Annotated in this window: 11 protein-coding genes, 1 pseudogene and 1 riboswitch; of the genes and pseudogenes, 9 read left to right on the top strand and 3 right to left on the bottom strand. The window is 63.2% G+C overall.

All coding sequences use genetic code 11. The annotated features are described in order from the left end of the window. The first annotated feature begins 25 nt into the window (after positions 1–25). The gene (locus tag JQ624_RS25035; RefSeq protein ID WP_212421576.1) at positions 26–1,036 is read left to right on the top strand and encodes a hypothetical protein; all 1,011 of its coding nucleotides are present in this window, start codon (positions 26–28) and stop codon (positions 1,034–1,036) included. 183 nt (positions 1,037–1,219) lie between these two features. Then, a complete protein-coding gene (locus JQ624_RS25030) occupies positions 1,220–2,017 on the top strand; it encodes a hypothetical protein (RefSeq protein WP_249130056.1) in 798 nt (265 codons plus the stop codon). A 104-nt stretch (positions 2,018–2,121) separates the two neighbouring features. Here JQ624_RS25030 and gcvP read toward each other — a convergent pair whose 3' ends face one another. Genes gcvP through gcvT form a run of 3 tightly spaced genes read right to left on the bottom strand, consistent with a single transcriptional unit; the run spans position 2,122 to position 6,531 of the window. After that, positions 2,122–4,989 (bottom strand): aminomethyl-transferring glycine dehydrogenase, encoded by a 2,868-nt coding sequence (gene gcvP / locus JQ624_RS25025; protein WP_212421575.1) that lies wholly within the window; start codon positions 4,987–4,989, stop codon positions 2,122–2,124. Positions 4,990–5,001: 12 nt separating this feature from the next. Beyond that, positions 5,002–5,367 (bottom strand): glycine cleavage system protein GcvH, encoded by a 366-nt coding sequence (gene gcvH / locus JQ624_RS25020; RefSeq protein WP_212421574.1) that lies wholly within the window; start codon positions 5,365–5,367, stop codon positions 5,002–5,004. A gap of 18 nt (positions 5,368–5,385) precedes the next feature. Continuing rightward, a complete protein-coding gene (gcvT, locus tag JQ624_RS25015; protein WP_212421573.1) occupies positions 5,386–6,531 on the bottom strand; it encodes a glycine cleavage system aminomethyltransferase GcvT in 1,146 nt (381 codons plus the stop codon). A 137-nt stretch (positions 6,532–6,668) separates the two neighbouring features. Then, a riboswitch (glycine riboswitch) is annotated at positions 6,669–6,759 on the bottom strand. A gap of 214 nt (positions 6,760–6,973) precedes the next feature. Here gcvT and alaS point away from each other — a divergent pair. The 7 genes and pseudogenes from alaS (at position 6,974) to JQ624_RS24985 (ending at position 16,684) form a co-directional block, all read left to right on the top strand. After that, on the top strand, positions 6,974–9,649 hold the full coding sequence (gene alaS, locus JQ624_RS25010; protein ID WP_212421572.1) for an alanine--tRNA ligase: 2,676 nt from the start codon (positions 6,974–6,976) through the stop codon (positions 9,647–9,649). Positions 9,650–9,902: 253 nt separating this feature from the next. Further along, positions 9,903–11,135 (top strand): cyclic nucleotide-gated ion channel, encoded by a 1,233-nt coding sequence (locus tag JQ624_RS25005; RefSeq protein WP_409334373.1) that lies wholly within the window; start codon positions 9,903–9,905, stop codon positions 11,133–11,135. A gap of 7 nt (positions 11,136–11,142) precedes the next feature. After that, positions 11,143–11,283 (top strand): annotated as a pseudogene (locus JQ624_RS39370) (DHHA1 domain-containing protein); the annotation flags it as partial. Positions 11,284–11,528: 245 nt separating this feature from the next. After that, positions 11,529–11,996 carry a hypothetical protein gene (locus JQ624_RS25000; protein WP_212421570.1) on the top strand — a complete coding sequence of 156 codons (468 nt, stop codon included), beginning with the start codon at positions 11,529–11,531 and terminating at the stop codon, positions 11,994–11,996. A gap of 145 nt (positions 11,997–12,141) precedes the next feature. Beyond that, positions 12,142–13,275 carry an efflux RND transporter periplasmic adaptor subunit gene (locus JQ624_RS24995; protein ID WP_212421569.1) on the top strand — a complete coding sequence of 378 codons (1,134 nt, stop codon included), beginning with the start codon at positions 12,142–12,144 and terminating at the stop codon, positions 13,273–13,275. Then, positions 13,275–16,352: an efflux RND transporter permease subunit gene (locus tag JQ624_RS24990; RefSeq protein ID WP_212421568.1), complete on the top strand. Its 3,078-nt coding sequence runs from the start codon at positions 13,275–13,277 to the stop codon at positions 16,350–16,352. The genes JQ624_RS24995 and JQ624_RS24990 overlap by 1 nt, the downstream gene beginning before the upstream one ends. Further along, positions 16,349–16,684, top strand: coding sequence for a DUF3240 family protein (locus JQ624_RS24985; protein ID WP_212421567.1), 336 nt, complete (start codon positions 16,349–16,351; stop codon positions 16,682–16,684). Before JQ624_RS24990 ends, JQ624_RS24985 begins: the two co-directional genes overlap by 4 nt. The last annotated feature ends 132 nt before the right edge of the window (positions 16,685–16,816 follow it).

Genomic DNA, 16,816 nt, shown 5'->3' with positions numbered 1-16,816 from the left:
ATATGCGTGCACAGGTGATCGACTCATGAAGCGTCTGATCCTAACCAGTATGTCCGGATTCCATCTTCTTGGTGCGGGTCTCGCCGATCTTGTCGTCCACTTCAGCTATCGCTTCGCGTGGGGACAGTTGCCGTCCTCGGACGAGCTTTCGGCCTTCCTCGGAGCACGTTCGAAACAACAGAGTTCGGGGTATCACTGGTCAGACATCGCCCGCCCGCGGCGTGCTGAAGACAAGAAAAGGCGAAATCGCAGCCTTGTCGATTTTTGCGAGGCCTATGATGCGATCGAACTGTGGTTCGACCCGCATCCTAACGACCAGTTGCAACTTATCTGGTTGCTCGACCACTTCCGGTCTCACCCGGAAGCTGCAGCGAGGCTGGTTTTTCGCCTTGTTGAATTCGATTTGCTTGGCGTGAGCGAGGAGGAGCTTCGCAGGTTTGAGGTGTTCGATTTGCCCGTCACGGAGGCGGAATTGAATACGGCAAGCCGGAGCTGGCAGGCATATTGCTCGCCGACGCCCGAAGCTTGCTTCGATCTGCTTTCCAGCAATCTGAGCGCATTGCCGATGCTGAGACCTGCTTTGGTCGAACTCCTCGAAGAGTTGCCCTCCGGCGTGACCGGGCTCGGTGCGACTGAAATGCGGCTACTGGAGATGTTGGCGTGGGGGTTTGCGAACACCAATCCGCTGTTTCACATGAAGACTGTCCGCGGCACCCGCATCTTCGACGAATGGGAAATCGGCTATCTGCTCGACGGGCTGGCGTTCGGGCTCAAACCGGCCGTGGCGGGCCTCGACGAGGAACTGCGTACGCTCGACCGCAAAAATTTGCGGGACCGGCATCCAGCCTACTTGCGCAGCCGTCTGTCGCTTACCGAGTTCGGCAAGGCCATTGTCGCCCACAAGGAAGACTTCAGCCGGCACAATCCAATCGACCGCTGGTGGGGCGGCACGCACCTGACCAACGATAATCTGTGGCGCTGGAATCCTACGCTGGTCAAACCCTCCCGCAAGCAGTCCGGACGAGGCGTTCCATGACGCGTCTGGTCCTGACGGCAGATTCCTCAAGCGCGGGCTGCGTTGTGGCGGCCGGTCACGCCGATCTGGCTATCGCCATCGAGCTTCGGATGGTTTGGGGGCCACCGCGTTCCGATGCGGAGCTGGCTGCATATTTGGCGGCGAGGACGAGCCGGGAGCAGGGGCTCCCATTGGCTCGATTGGGTGCCGCCGCAACGTCGCGAGAAATTCGGCATAGCCGATCTCAAGTTCATCGAGGCTTGCGAACGTTGCGAAACGGTCGAACTCTGGATGGGAGCGGAGCCGAATGCCCAGTTGGTATTGATCTGGCTGCTGGACTATCTCGGCCCGCAGGCGAAAAGCTTAGGCATCACCCTGCGACATGTGGATACCTCGCTGGGTGAGATAGAACCGGCGCGTCTCGCAGAGTTGAAATTCCCGGGTGTTGCGATCAACGACCATCATCTCGAGGTCGCAGGACTTGCTTGGCAGGCCTATCGGGCACCGACGCCACACGCGTGGTTCGATCTGCTGGGCAGGGATCTCAGCGTCCTGCCGCAGCTTCGGCGATGCGTTCTGGAAATGCTCGAAGAGTTGCCCGGGCGCACAACCGGGCTTGGCGCGTCCGAACTGCGAATTCTGGAATTGATCGCGGCGGGCTACGTGCATCCGTTCGAGGTGTTTCCTCATTTCAAGCAGCGCTTTCAGCGCCGCGTGTTCGGCTATTGGGAAGCTGGCGCGCTCCTGGATGGCCTTGCGCTCGCCCCAAACCCAGCTGTGTCGGGCCTCGCGGAATGGCCGTTCACGCTGGAGATGCACGATGAGCGCGAGCGATTCGAACGATACAAGGAAAGCCGGCTATCGCTCACCGCGCTCGGCAACGCCATTTTGGCTGGCACCGAAGATTTCAGCCGGCATAACCCGATCGATCGCTGGTGGGGCGGCACGCGGCTGACCAACGATCGGCTGTGGCGCTGGGATCCGGTTCTGCTCGTGCCGTAGCGGGGTGGCCGTAGGACGGGTAGAGCGAAGCGAAACCCATCATCGTGCCGCGTCCGCGATGACCGTGATGGGTATCGCTTCGCTCCACCCATCCTACAGAAGCGTCACTCCGCCGCCTGCGCGTAGTCCGTAACCGGCGGACACGAGCACACCAGATTGCGGTCGCCATAGACGTTGTCGACGCGCCCGACCGGGCTCCAATATTTGTCCGTGCGCGAAACGCCGTCGGGGAAACAACCCTTGGCTCGGCTATAGGCGCGGCTCCACGTATCATCGGCGATATCGTGCACGGTGTGCGGGGCGTGGCGCAGCGGCGAGGCCTCGACTTTCCAGCGGCCAGCCTCAATCTCCGTGATCTCGCTTCGGATTGCGATCATGGCGTCGCAGAACCGATCGAGTTCGGCCTTCGATTCCGATTCGGTCGGTTCGATCATCAGCGTGCCCGGCACTGGGAAACTCATGGTGGGCGCATGGAAGCCGTAGTCGATCAGGCGTTTTGCGATGTCGTCGACGGTGACGCCGCTCGTGGTCTTGAGCGCGCGCGGATCGACGATGCATTCATGCGCGACGCGGCCTTTGGCATTCCGGTAGAGCACCGGGAAATGCGGATCGAGCCGGTTCGCGATGTAGTTGGCGTTCAGGATCGCGATCTCGGTGGCGCGCGCGAGGCCTTCGCCGCCCATCATCAAAATGTAGACGTAGGAGATCGTCAGGATCGAGGCCGAACCTGCCGGCGCCGCCGATACCGGCCCGACCGGCATGCTGCCGTCCCTTGCGGGATGGCCGGGCAGGAAAGGTTCGAGATGCGCTTTCACGCCGATCGGACCCATGCCCGGGCCGCCGCCGCCATGCGGGATACAGAAGGTCTTGTGCAGATTGAGGTGAGAGACGTCGGCGCCGTAGTCGCCGGGCCGCGACAGGCCGACCTGCGCGTTCAGGTTGGCGCCGTCGAGATAGACCTGTCCGCCATGGCTGTGAACGATATCGCAGATGTCGCGGATATGCTCCTCGAACACGCCATGCGTCGAGGGATAGGTGATCATCACGGCGGCGAGATTTTTCGAATGCTTCTCCGCCTTGGCGCGCAGATCGTCGACATCGACATCGCCGCGCGCGTCGCAGGCGGTCACCACCACTTCCATGCCGGCCATATGAGCGGAGGCCGGATTGGTGCCGTGCGCGGAGGAGGGGATCAGGCACACCTTGCGGTGCGGCTGGCCACGGGCGGCATGATAGGCGCGGATCGCGAGCAATCCTGCATATTCCCCCTGCGCGCCGGAATTCGGCTGCAGCGAGATCGCGTCATAGCCGGTGATGTCGCACAGCCATTGTTCCAGCCGCTTGAACATCGCGTGATAGCCGCGCGCCTGCTCGCTCGGTGCGAACGGATGCAGATTGCCGAACTCGGGCCAGGTCAGCGGGATCATTTCCGTGGTCGCGTTCAGCTTCATGGTGCAGGAGCCGAGCGGGATCATGGCGCGGTCGAGGGCGAGATCGCGATCCGAGAGTTTCCGCATATAGCGCAACAGCTCGGTCTCGGAGCGGTGCGTATGGAACACGGGATGGATGAGGAAGGCGCTGTCGCGCTTCAGCTCAACAGGCAGCGCCTCGCGCGCGCCGACCTCGATGTCGGCATAGGAAAGCTTGCCACCAAAGGCGCGCCACACCGCCTCGACGATCGCAGGCGTCGTGGTCTCGTCGACCGCAATGCCGAGCGTGCCGTTACCGATGCGCAGATTGATCCTTTCGGCGAGCGCGCGCGCGACGATCTCGCTCTGCTTTCCACCGGCCGTGACCGTGACGGTATCGAAGAAGGTCTGTGATTGCGGCGCAAAGCCGAGTTTTGCAAGTCCCGCCGCCAGCACCGCCGCGCGGCGGTGCACGGTGCGCGCGATATGCGTCAGCCCTTCGGGGCCGTGATAGACCGCGTACATCGAGGCGATCACCGCCAGCAGCACCTGCGCGGTGCAGATGTTGGAGGTGGCCTTTTCGCGGCGGATGTGCTGCTCGCGGGTCTGCAGCGCGAGCCGATAGGCAGGTGCCCCCCGCGAATCCACCGATAGTCCAACGATGCGGCCGGGCAGCGAACGCTTCAGCGCATCGCGTACCGACATATAGGCCGCGTGCGGGCCGCCATAGCCCATCGGCACGCCAAAGCGCTGCGCCGAGCCGATGGCGATGTCGGCGCCGAGTTCGCCGGGCGAAGCGATCAGCGTCAGCGCCAGCAGATCGGCCGCGACGACGGCAAGTGCACCCTTGGCGCGCAGCGCCGCAATCGCCGGCCTGAGGTCGCGTATTGCGCCTGACGTGCCCGGATATTGCAACAGGCCGCCGAACACGTCCGCCTTGTCGAGATCGGTGAGGGGATCGCCGACCACCAGATTCCAACCCAAGGGTTCGGCGCGGGTGCGCAGCACGGCGAGCGTCTGGGGATGCACTTCCGCGTCGACGAAGAACGATTTTGTCTTCACTTGCGAGGCGCGCTCGGCCAGCGCCATGGCCTCGGCGGCAGCCGTTGCCTCATCGAGCAGCGAGGCGTTGGCGACGTCAAGCCCGGTGAGGTCGCAGATCATGGTCTGGAAATTGAACAGCGCTTCCAGCCGGCCCTGGCTGATCTCCGGCTGATACGGCGTATAGGCCGTGTACCAGGCCGGGTTCTCCAGAATGTTGCGCTGGATTACCGCCGGCAGGATCGTGCCGGAATAGCCTTGGCCGATCAGCGAGGTGAACATTTGGTTCTGTGCGGCGAGCTCGCGCATATGCGCCAGCGCCTCGGTTTCGCTGAACGCGCGCCCGAGATCGAGCGGCGCCTTCTGCCGGATCGAGGACGGCAGCGTCTGGGCCATCAGCTCGCCAAGGCTTTTCGCGCCGACGCTGTCCAGCATCGCTACGATGTCGCGGGGCGAGGGGCCGATATGCCGGCGCACGAAATCGGTGGCGGCTTCGGCAGTGGTCTTGAGCGGCGCGTTCATGGCGTGCTTTCCTTAAGCCGTATGTGCCTTGTAGGCGGCCTCATCCATCAGGCCGCCGAGTTCGCTTTTGTCCGCGATTCTGAGCTTGAAGAACCAGGCCTTGCCGCCGGCGTCGGAATTCACCAGCGCCGGTTCGGCGGTGAGCGCCTCGTTGACCTCGACCACCTCGCCCGAGATCGGCGCGTAGACGTCGGAGGCGGCCTTGACCGATTCGACCACGGCGGCGGCTTCGGCCTTTTTCAGCGCGCGGCCGACCTTGGGCAGTTCGACAAATACGACGTCGCCGAGCTGCGACTGCGCGTAATCGGTGACCCCGATGGTGGCGACATCGCCCTCGATGCGGAGCCATTCGTGGTCTGATGTGAACAACGTCGTCATGAAACGTCCTCTGGTGATCTACCGTTTATAGGTGTTGGAAACGAAGGGCATGGCAGCGACCTGCAGCGGCAGGCGCTGGCCGCGAACTTCGGCGAAAACCCGTGTGCCGTTGGCGGACAGCGATGTCGGCAGATAGCCCATCGCCACCGGCGCATTGAGGCTCGGGCCGAAGCCGCCCGAGGTGACCTTGCCGATCGGTTCGCTTGCGGCGGCGTCCGCGAACAGCAGCGCGCCTTCGCGCACCGGCGCGCGGCCCTCAGGCCGCAAGCCAACGCGGCGGCGTGCCGCGCCTTTTTCGAATTGTGCGAGAATCTTCTCCGCGCCGGGGAAGCCGCCGGCACGCGCGCCGCCATTTCGGCGGCTCTTCTGCACCGACCATTCCAGCGCGCCCTCGACCGGCGTCGTCGTGGTGTCGATGTCGTGGCCATAGAGGCAGAGCCCGGCTTCCAGCCGCAGGCTGTCGCGCGCGCCGAGACCAATCGGCAGCACGTCCGGGTTTTCCAACAGCGCCGTCACCAATGCTTCGGCCTGTGCGGCCGGAACCGAAATCTCAAAACCGTCCTCGCCGGTATAACCGGAGCGCGAGACGAAGCAGTCCAGGCCAGCCACCTGGCGCGGGCCGGTATCCATGAATCGCATTGCCGTGACGTCTGCACAAAGTTTCGCCAAAGCCTTTTCCGCTTTCGGTCCCTGCAGCGCGATCAGGCCGCGACCAGCCAGCGAATCGATGACGCAGGTATCGGAGAGATGCGCGCGCAGATGCGCCTCGTCCTCGGCCTTGCAGGCGGCGTTGACGACCAGAAACAGGTGGTCGCCGAAATTCGCCACCATCAAATCGTCGAGAATGCCGCCGTCTTCGTTGGTGAACTGGGCGTAGCGCTGCCGTCCCGGCGCAACCGCCACGATGTCCTGCGGCACCAGCCGCTCCAGCGCCAGCGCCGCATCCTTGACCTGGCCTGATTTGGGACGCAGCGCGAGCTGGCCCATATGCGAGACGTCAAACAGCCCGGCGTTCGCGCGCGTATGCAGGTGCTCCTTCAGCACGCCGGCCGGGTATTGCACCGGCATCTCGTAACCCGCGAAGGGAACCATCTTGCCGCCGCGCGCCACATGGAGCGCGTGCAATGGGGTGCGTTTCAGGGGAGATTCGTCGCGCGCCAGCATTCGGGGACCCTCAGGGGTTCCGGGGACCAGCCCCCGAAAACCCGAAAGAAAGCCCCATCTGTCGCTGTGCCTGAGAGTATTATCCCGTCGGCGGACGCCTTGGGCCAAAGCCGCCCGGCGTCACTTTCCAGATGCTATTTCGTCACGCGGTTCGTTTGCCTGAGAGTTTCCGGGGCGGTTGCTCCTTCGGCGCCGGCGCTTAAGCCGATCTCTCCCGACGTGACGTCTTACAGATAAGAGGGAAACACAGCCCTGCCAAGCCTGTCAACGCAGCCGCAGCATTATCAACGGGATGTGCGCGCCCATCTTGTGTGCTGCGGCAAGCCTATGATCCGCCTGCACAGTTTCTGGACACCGTGGGCGGCCTTGTCTAAAAGCGTTCCGCCGGAAGGTTAAAGGCTGGTTGCGGGCCTGACCCGGCCCCATTTCCGATTGGATGAACATGAGCGGCGTCAACGAGATCAGGTCGAAATTCTTGGATTTCTTTGCGGAGAACGGCCACGAGATCGTGCCGTCGTCACCGCTCGTGCCGCGCAACGATCCGACCCTGATGTTCACCAATGCCGGCATGGTGCAGTTCAAGAACGTCTTCACCGGCGTCGAGAAGCGCGCTTACCAGCGTGCCACCACCTCGCAGAAATGCGTGCGCGCCGGCGGCAAGCACAACGACCTCGACAATGTCGGCTATACCGCGCGGCATCACACTTTTTTCGAGATGCTCGGCAATTTCTCGTTCGGCGATTACTTCAAGGACTGCGCGATCGAACTGGCCTGGAACCTCGTCACCAAGGAATTCGGCCTGCCGAAGGACAAGCTGACGGCGACCGTCTATATCGACGACGACGAGGCCTTCAATCTCTGGAAGAAGATCGCAGGTCTCCCGGAGTCGCGAATCATCCGCATCGCCGGCTCCGACAATTTCTGGCAGATGGGCGACACCGGCCCGTGCGGGCCGTGCTCGGAAATTTTCTACGATCACGGCGACAAGATCTGGGGCGGCCCTCCGGGCTCGGCCGAGCAGGACGGCGACCGCTTCATCGAAATCTGGAATCTCGTGTTCATGCAGTTCGAGCAGCTCGAAGGCGGCGTGCGCAATCCGCTGCCAAAGCCTTCGATCGACACCGGCGCGGGGCTGGAGCGCGTCGCGGCCGTGCTGCAGGGCAAGCATGACAATTACGACATCGATCTGTTCGTCGCCCTGATCCGGGCGATCTCGGAGTTGACCGGCGCCGACCCGCAAGGGCCGCAGAAGGCCTCGCTGCGCGTGATCGCCGACCATCTGCGCGCCTCGTCGTTCCTGATCTCCGACGGCGTGCTGCCCTCCAACGAAGGCCGCGGCTATGTGCTGCGCCGGATCATGCGCCGCGCCATGCGCCATGCGCAGCTCCTCGGCGCGCGCGAGCCGCTGATGCATCGGCTGGTGTGGGCGCTGGTGCGCGAGATGGGGCAGGCCTATCCCGAACTGGTGCGCGCCGAAAAGCTGATCGAGGAAACGCTGCGGCTGGAGGAGACCCGCTTCCGCAAGACGCTGGAGCGGGGACTTTCGATCCTCGACGAAAAGAGCGCCGGCCTGAAAAAGGGCGATATGTTCGACGGCGACACCGCGTTCACGCTGTACGACACCTACGGCTTCCCGCTCGATCTGACGCAGGACGCGCTGAAGTCGCGCGGCATCAGCGTCGATCAGGCGTCGTTCACCGACGCGATGGAGCGGCAGCGCGAAAAGGCGCGCGCGTCGTGGTCGGGAAGCGGCGATACCGCGAGCGAAAACGTCTGGTTTCCGCTGCGCGAAAAGCTCGGCGCCACCGAATTCCTTGGCTACGACACCGAGAGCGCCGAAGGCGTGGTGACCGCGCTGGTGAAGGACGGCAAGGATACTGACAGCCTGAAGACCGGCGAGAGCGGTGCGATCGTGCTGAACCAGACGCCGTTCTACGCGGAATCCGGCGGCCAGGTCGGCGATACCGGCCTGCTGACGGGCGAGGGCGTCAAGTTCCGCGTGTCAGACACGCAGAAGAAGGCCGGCGATCTCTTCGTGCACCTAGGCACGGTGGAGCAGGGCACGCTGAAGGTCGGCACCGCGCTGCAGCTCGAAGTCGATCACACGCGCCGGTCATCGATCCGCTCCCATCACTCGGCGACGCATCTGCTGCATGAGGCACTGCGCCAGGTGCTCGGCGATCACATCGCCCAGCGCGGCTCGCTGGTCGCGCCGGATCGGCTGCGCTTCGACTTCGTGCATCCGAAGCCGATCACGGCGGAAGAGCTCGCCCGTGTCGAAGACATCGCCAACGAGGTGGTGCTCGAAAACGAAGAGGTCACGACGCGGCTGATGGCGGTGGATGATGCCCGCGAAGCCGGGGCGCGCGCCCTGTTCGGCGAAAAATACGGCGACGAGGTCCGTGTGGTCTCGATGGGCAAGCAGGCCCGCGCGCAAGGGACCAATGCTCTCGGCTGGTCGGTCGAACTGTGCGGCGGCACCCATGTGCGGCGCACCGGCGATATCGGTCTGATTTCGGTGACCGGCGAAAGCGCGGTGGCGTCGGGCGTGCGGCGCATCGAGGCGCTGACCGGGCGTCATGCGCGCAAGCACGCCAACGATACGATGGCGGTCGCCAAGACCGCGGCGTCGGAGCTGCGCACCACGGTCGACGACATGCCGGCGCGGATCGCGGCCCTGATGGAGGAGCGCAAGAAGCTCGAGCGCGATTTGTCGGATGCGCGCAAGAAGCTCGCGATGGGCGGCGGTACGTCGGTCGGGAATGGCGCTGCTGCCGGCATTCGCGAAGCCGGCGGCGTCAAGCTGCTGGCGCGGGCGGTCGAGGGCGTCGAGACCAAGGATCTCAAAAGCCTGGTCGACGACGGCAAGAAGCAGATCGGCTCCGGCGTGGTCGCAATCGTCGGCGTCACCGAGGACGGCAAGGCCGGCATCGTCGTCGGCGTCACCGCCGATCTCACGGCGCGCTTCAACGCGGTGGAACTGGTGCGCAAGGGCTCGGAAGCGCTCGGCGGCAAGGGCGGCGGCGGGCGGCCCGACATGGCGCAGGCCGGCGGCCCCGATGGCGCCAAGGCGAGCGCGGCGCTGTCGGCCATCGAACAGGCGATGGCTGGCGCCTGAGCGCTCTGAGTGCCACCTTACCTCGCCCCGCTTGCGGGGAGAGGTCGGATTGCGTAGCAATCCGGGTGAGGGGGACTCTCGGCGTACGCTCCTCTTTCGAACTTGCGGAAGCAGCCCCTCACCATAGCCGATGCTTCGCATCGGCGTTCTTTTGTTATTAAGTAAGGACGGTGGCCATAGGCCGCCTACGCCCTCTCCCCGCGAAGAGCGGGGCGAGGGAGCTACCAAATGTGGTAGCTGACGGAGACAATCGATCGTGGCCACCGTTCCGGGCAAACGCGCCAGCAGCGACCCGGACCTCCGGGACCGGCTCTACGAACTGCTCGAACACGATCATCTGCCGCATTCGGTCGGCTCGCGCTTTGCCCAACTGATCGTCGCCATCATCATCCTCGATGTGCTGGCTATGATCCTGGCCTCGGTGCCGGAATTCGATGCCGGGCTGGGCTGGCTGTTCACCACCATTGAAGTCGCCGCCGTCGTGGTGTTCGCGCTGGAATATCTGGCGCGGCTGTGGAGCGTGGTCGGGCATTCGCTTCGTGCCGTGACGCCGGCGCGGGCCCGGCTGGAATATGCCTTCTCCAGCCTCGGCATCATCGATCTGATGGCCTTCCTGCCGGCGGCGATCGCGTTGACCGTGGGCGACCGCTCGGCGCTGGTGCTGTTCGGCTTGCTGCCGTTTTTCAAACTGGTGCGCTATTCGCCGGCGCTGCGTTCGCTGCTGGCGGCGCTCCATGCCGAGCGCCGCACGCTTTTCGGCTGCGTCGTGATCCTGACCGGCGCGGTGCTGCTGTTCGCCTCGCTGCTCTATGCGATCGAGCGCAACGTCCAGCCCGACAAGTTCGGCACCATTCCGCAGGCGATGTGGTGGGCGATCGTCACGCTCGGCACCGTCGGTTATGGCGACGTGGTGCCGGTGACGCCGCTCGGCAAGATCGTATCGGTGTTTGCCATCGTCGTCGGCTTTGCAATGATCGCGTTGCCGGTCGCGATCGTCTCGCGCGCATTCACCGATGAAGTGCGGCGGCGCGATTTCATCGTCACCTGGGCGATGCTGGCGCGGGTGCCGTTGTTCTCGCATCTCGGCGCCTCCGAGATCGTCGACATCATGCGGCTGTTGCGGGCGCAGACCATCGAATCAGGCGAAGTGCTGGTGCGGCGCGGCGATCCGGCCTCATCGATGTATTTCATCACTGCGGGCGAGGTCGAGATCGAACTGCCGAGCCAGCGGGTGCGGTTGTCGAACGGCACGTTCTTCGGCGAAATCGCGCTGTTGCACCGTACCAAGCGCAGCGGCACGGTGACCGCGACGCGCAAGACCAAACTGCTGGCGCTGGACGCGCAGGATTTTCACGCCCTGATCGAGCGGCTGCCCGATCTCGCAGCCCATGTGAAGGATACCGCCGAGGCGCGGTTGGCCGATACGGCGGAACTGCTGAAGGGCGATCTCGCGCCTGCCGAAATTGCGCAAGCGGAACGGGACTAGCGGCTCGCATCTGGTGCCCAAGGCCTCCGAGGCGCTCGGCGGCAAGGGCGGCGGGCGGCTCGACATGGCGCAGGCCGGCGGCCCCCATCGCGCCAAGGCGAGCGTGGGGCTGTCGGTGCCTGAGTGGTCACGAATTTGTCATAGCTGATGCATAGCGACATTGCCGTAATTGCTGCTGACTCGATCGCGAATAACCCAAAAACGAACGTCCCGCGCGCTTCTGGCCCTCGGGACAACTGCGGTAAGCCCGCTGCAAGTAGCTCGCATGAGCGAACTGGCTTTCTGAAATCGTCTCGAACGTTGCGTCAGCGCAAACTTCCGCTTTCGGACCGTCCCTATCTTTCAATGAGACAAACGGATACAGCCCGCAACGGGTCCAGCAGGAAACACGACATGCTCACCACAAAGCTGTTGATGTCGGGATTGATTGCCTTCGGCTTGGCAATAGCCCCGACTGGGGTTGTTGCGGCCGAGCCGCACGCCCACGCCGCCACCGCCGAAATCAAGCTCGACAACGGCAAGAAGTGGCCGACCGATGAGGCCTTGCGGCGGGGGATGAGCGAGATCCGCACAGCAATGGCGGATGCGCTCCCTCCTATTCACGCCAACAAATTCTCCCGTGAGGCCTTCGATGAACTGGCCGGACGCGTGCAGGGGCAGATTGATTATGTCACCGCGAACTGCAAGTTGCCTGAGGAGGCCGATCACCAGCTTCACATCGTCCTGGAACAGATTCTCGACGGCATTGCCGTCATGAAGGCGGACAAGGGGCGCGACGAGGGCGCCGTCAAGATTGTGCAGGCACTGGAACTGTACGGCACACACTTCAACCACACTGGCTGGAAACCGTTGAAGCACTAGGCCGCTCTCGCGTCGTCTAGCCGGCCGGATCATCCAGCACATCTGTCGCTTGACGCAAATCAAAGCATGGGAGCCCGGACGGACTACTCAAGTTTAACGGAACGCGCGACTTGGCGGCGCCACCGGATCATATGGTTTTTTGCCGATGAAGCTCGCTCAGGCGATCCGAGGTCTTTGCTCATGGCGGAGGTTGGCTCGAGCCTCGCTTGCGCTCGTCCTGATTGGCCCCGCAACCATAGCGTTAGCCGAGGACGAGGTGAAGGTCAGTCCTGCGCAGGCACAAACCCTGGGCGTTCGCGTCGTGCATCCCGTATCGAGCCGAACCGACCAGACACTGCCCTATCCCGCCCAGATTGTTATTCCCACGCCCCAATTGTGGGTCGTGAGCGCTCCCGTGGCCGGCATGGTCAATGGTCTGTCGGTTGCACGAGGCGACCGGGTCAACTCCGGCCAGCCTCTCGTCACGCTTGAGAGCCCGAGCTTTGTGTCGCTTCAACGTGACTACCTGCATGCCTTCGCGCAGGACGCACTTGCCGCCCAGCAGCTCAAACGGAACACCGACCTCTTTGAAGGAAAGGCGGTGCCGCAACGCGTTCTGGAGACCAGCCAGACCGAAGCCCGGCAGGCAAGCATCGTCGTGGCGGAACGGCGGCAAATGCTTCGGCTCAGCGGTCTCTCAGACGCAGCCATTTCGCGCCTGACCAGCGAGACGGCGATTACGGCGACAGTTTCGGTCACTGCGCCTCAGCAGGCAACAGTGGTTGAAATCATGGTTTCCCCAGGCCAGCGGGTTGAGCAGGCGGCGCCGCTCGTCAAGCTCGCACGATTGTCGACCTTATGGGCCGAGATTGCGATTCCGGCATCGAGCATCCGCGCCATCCGACCAGGAGCGAGAGTGGAAATCGACGGCTACGCGTCCCCTGGGCAGGTCATACTGGTGTCGGAAACAACGGATGCGGCGACCCAGACTATTTTGGTGCGAGCAGAAGTGCCGAATACGGGTGAACTACGCCCCGGGCAAACCGCCGCAGTACGGATCAGCTTTCTTTCCTCCGGTGAAAGTGCCTGGGAGGTTCCCTATAGCGCGCTTGTCCGGCGCGGAGACAAGGCGTCGATCTTTGTTGCAATCGAGGGCGGATTTCGTCTGGCGCCTGTGACGCTCCTCGCCGAGGATCAAGACCACGTCGTGGTGTCGGGCGCGATCACGGACAAGGACGAGGTCGCCGTCAGTGGAATCACCGCCCTGCGAGGGATTTTGCTACGGCTCGGGGCCGAATAATGCTCGAGCGCTTGGTCGCTTTCGCGCTGTCGCAGCGCCTGTTTGTCGCCTTGAGCGTCCTTCTGCTCATTGGCGCGGGCATTGTTGTTCTGCCTGGTCTGCCGATCGACGCATTCCCTGACGTCTCACCCGTGCAGGTGAAAGTCATCATGAAGGCGTCGGGTCTCACCCCCGAGGAGGTCGAACAACGGATCACGGTTCCAATCGAGCTCGAACTGCTTGGATTGCCCAACAAGAAGATCCTTCGCTCGACGACAAAATACGCGCTCGCCGACATTACCGTCGATTTTGAAGACGGCACCGACATCTATTGGGCGCGCAACCAGGTCTCGGAACGGCTATCCAATATCGCGCGCGATCTTCCGGAGGGCGTGACCGGTGGCCTCGCCCCGATCACGAGCCCTCTCGGTGAAATGTTCATGTTCACGATCGACAGTCCCGATCTCTCGCTGGCCGAGCGGCGAAGTCTGCTCGATTGGGTGATCCGCCCGGCGCTGCGAACCGTTCCGGGGGTCGCCGACGTCAACTCGCTTGGCGGTCATGTCCGGGCCTTCGAGATCGTGCCGATCAGCGATGCCCTTGCGGCACGCGGCATTTCGTATGACCTGTTTCGGCGGGCGATCGAGACCAATAGCCGCAACGACGGCGCCGGCCGCGTCAACCAGGGAGAAGACAGCGCCCTTGTCCGCATCGAAGGCAGCATCCGCTCGATCGATGACATCAAGGCCATCGTGGTCGACACCAGGGACGGCATTCCGATCCGGGTCAACGATGTTGCCCACGTTCAGGTCGGTTCGCTGACGCGCTACGGCGCCGTCACGGTCGACGGTCGCGGCGAAACGGTCGAAGGACTCGTGCTTGGCTTGCGCGGTGCCAATGCCGGTCAGCTCGTGCGCGACGTCCGCCAGCGCCTGCAGGAGCTGCAGCCCTCGCTGCCGAAGAGCGTTACCATCAACGTGTTTTATGACCGGAGCCGGCTGGTCGGCCGCGCGGTCGGAACCGTCGTGCGGGCATTGGGTGAAGCCACGGTTCTGGTCATCGTGCTGCTGCTGCTGTTTCTCGGCAACTGGCGGGCCTCGCTGGTGATTGCCCTGAGCCTGCCGCTTGCGATCATGATCGCGCTGATCGTCATGCGTGCGGTCGGCATGTCGGCCAACCTGATGAGTCTGGGTGGCCTGGCGATCGCCATCGGCATGCTGATCGACGCACTGGTGGTCGTCGTCGAAAATATCGTTGGAAATCTCAGCAAGGATCGGGAAGGGAAGACGACGCCGCTCGTCCATACTGTGTTCCGGTCGGTCTGCGAGGTGTTGGAGCCGGTTTCAACGGGCGTGCTCATCATCATCATAGTATTCGTGCCGCTGCTTGCGCTGCAGGGCCTCGAGGGAAAGCTGTTCACTCCCGTCGCGCTCGCAATCATCTTTGCGCTCGCCGCCTCGCTGTTGCTGGCGCTCACGGTTATTCCGGTAGCGACCTCGTTTCTGCTCAAGGCGGCCCCGCACCGGGAACCATGGCTGATCAGACTCGCTTCACGAGGCTATGCGCCTGCGCTTGGATGGGCACTGGCCAATGAGCGCAAGGTGATGGTCGCGGCGGTGGCGGCCCTCGTTGCGGCCGGCTTTGCCTACACCAAACTCGGCAAGACATTCATGCCGACCATGGACGAAGGCGACATCATCGTCAGCGTCGAGGCAATTCCGTCGGTCAATCTCGATCAGGCAAATGCGATCAACGCGAGGCTTCAGTCTGCCATTCTCGCGCGCGTACCTGACGTCGCGGGAATCGTTGCTCGTACCGGATCGGATGAGCTCGGCCTCGATCCGATGGGGCTCAATCAGACCGACACGTTTCTGGTCTTGAAGCCGTCGGAAGAGAGAAGGACGGTCGACAAGTCCGCCCTCCTTCAGCAGCTCCGTCAAGTGCTCGCAGACTTTCCGGGACTGTCGCTCGGCTTCACGCAACCGATCGACATGCGCGTCCAGGAGATGATCAGCGGCGTGCGTGGCGACGTCGCGGTGAAAATTTTCGGTCCTGACATCACGAAGCTCAATGAGATAGCAAGCAAGCTGTCGGCGATCCTGTCCGGCATCGATGGCGCAGAGGACGTGTACACGACGCTCAATGAAGGCGCGCAGTATTATACGGTCTCGGTAAACCGGCTGGAGGCGGGTCGTCTCGGTTTGGCGGTGGATACGATTGCCGCCTCGCTGCGCACCCAGATCGAGGGCCGGACCATCGGCACGGCCCTGGAAGAGGGGCGCCGCACCCCGATACTGCTGCGTGGAAGTGAGAAGACGCGCGAAGCGCCTACCTTACTCGCCAACCTGCCCCTGACGCTTGCGTCCGGGCAGCACGTGGCGCTCTCTCAGGTGGCCCGCATTCACCGGGTTGACGGTCCCGTCAAAATAGACCGCGAGGACGGCGGCCGTATGAGCGTGGTTCGATCCAATGTCCGAGGTCGCGATATGGTGGGCTTTGTCGAGGCTGCGCAGCAGAAGGTGGCCACAGATCTTGTGCTGCCGCAGGGTTATCGGCTCACCTGGGGTGGCCAGTTCGAAAACCAGCAACGCGCCGCTGCGCGCTTGACTGTCGTCGTGCCCGTTGCAATTGGACTTATCTTCGTTCTGCTTTTCACCACTTTCGGCTCAATCCGCCAGGCGCTGATGGTCCTGGTAAACATCCCCTTCGCTCTCATCGGTGGTGTCTTTGCGCTTGTGCTGACGGGCGAGTATCTGTCCGTTCCGGCTTCGGTCGGATTCATCGCGCTGCTCGGCATCGCCGTGTTGAACGGCGTTGTGCTCGTCTCGTACTTCAATCAGTTGCGCGCCCACGGCGTCCCGGAGGCTCGCATTGTCGTGGAGGGCGCCAAGCGCCGGCTTCGGCCGGTGCTGATGACCGCCAGCATTACCGCGCTCGGACTTGTCCCGCTGTTGTTCGCTTCCGGTCCCGGATCGGAAATTCAGAAGCCGCTGGCCATCGTGGTAATCGGCGGGTTGCTGTCGTCGACGCTCTTGACCCTGATACTTCTGCCAATCCTCTATCGCCGGTTTGGCGGCGTAGCGAAGGGGGGCAAATGACGGTTCAACCTGTTTGCCTGACGGTGATCGCCGCTCGCTCGCTTCGCGAGGAGTTGTTCGACTATCTCAGCGAGCAGCGCGACCTGGTATCCGGATTCACCGCATCTGATGGTGCAGGTCACGGCCCGGCCGTACAGTTGCAGACCACGGCCGAGCAGGTCAAAGGTCACGCCGACGAGGTGCTGGTTCGGACAATTCTGGAAAGGCAAGATGCCGCACGATTGCTCGCCCGGCTCAAGACGGCGTTCGCAGGAGCCAGACTCACATATTGGATCATGCCGGTGATGGAATTTGGCGTGATTGATGACCGTCAGGACAAAGCTGGAATCTGAGTGGAATTTTCCTGAGATACTTAACGCAGCAGGCACCTCGCCTGGTCGAAGAGAGCTTTTTCATTTCTCGGTAAGGTCGCGTGTTGGGCCACTTGACCTATGTCAACGGGCACCAGCCGGCCGGGAGTACCT

Origin of the sequence: Bradyrhizobium sp. AUGA SZCCT0283 (assembly GCF_018130385.1) — a bacterium.
In the GTDB taxonomy this organism is placed as follows: domain Bacteria; phylum Pseudomonadota; class Alphaproteobacteria; order Rhizobiales; family Xanthobacteraceae; genus Bradyrhizobium.
This window is presented reverse-complemented; position numbering and strand designations above follow the sequence as displayed.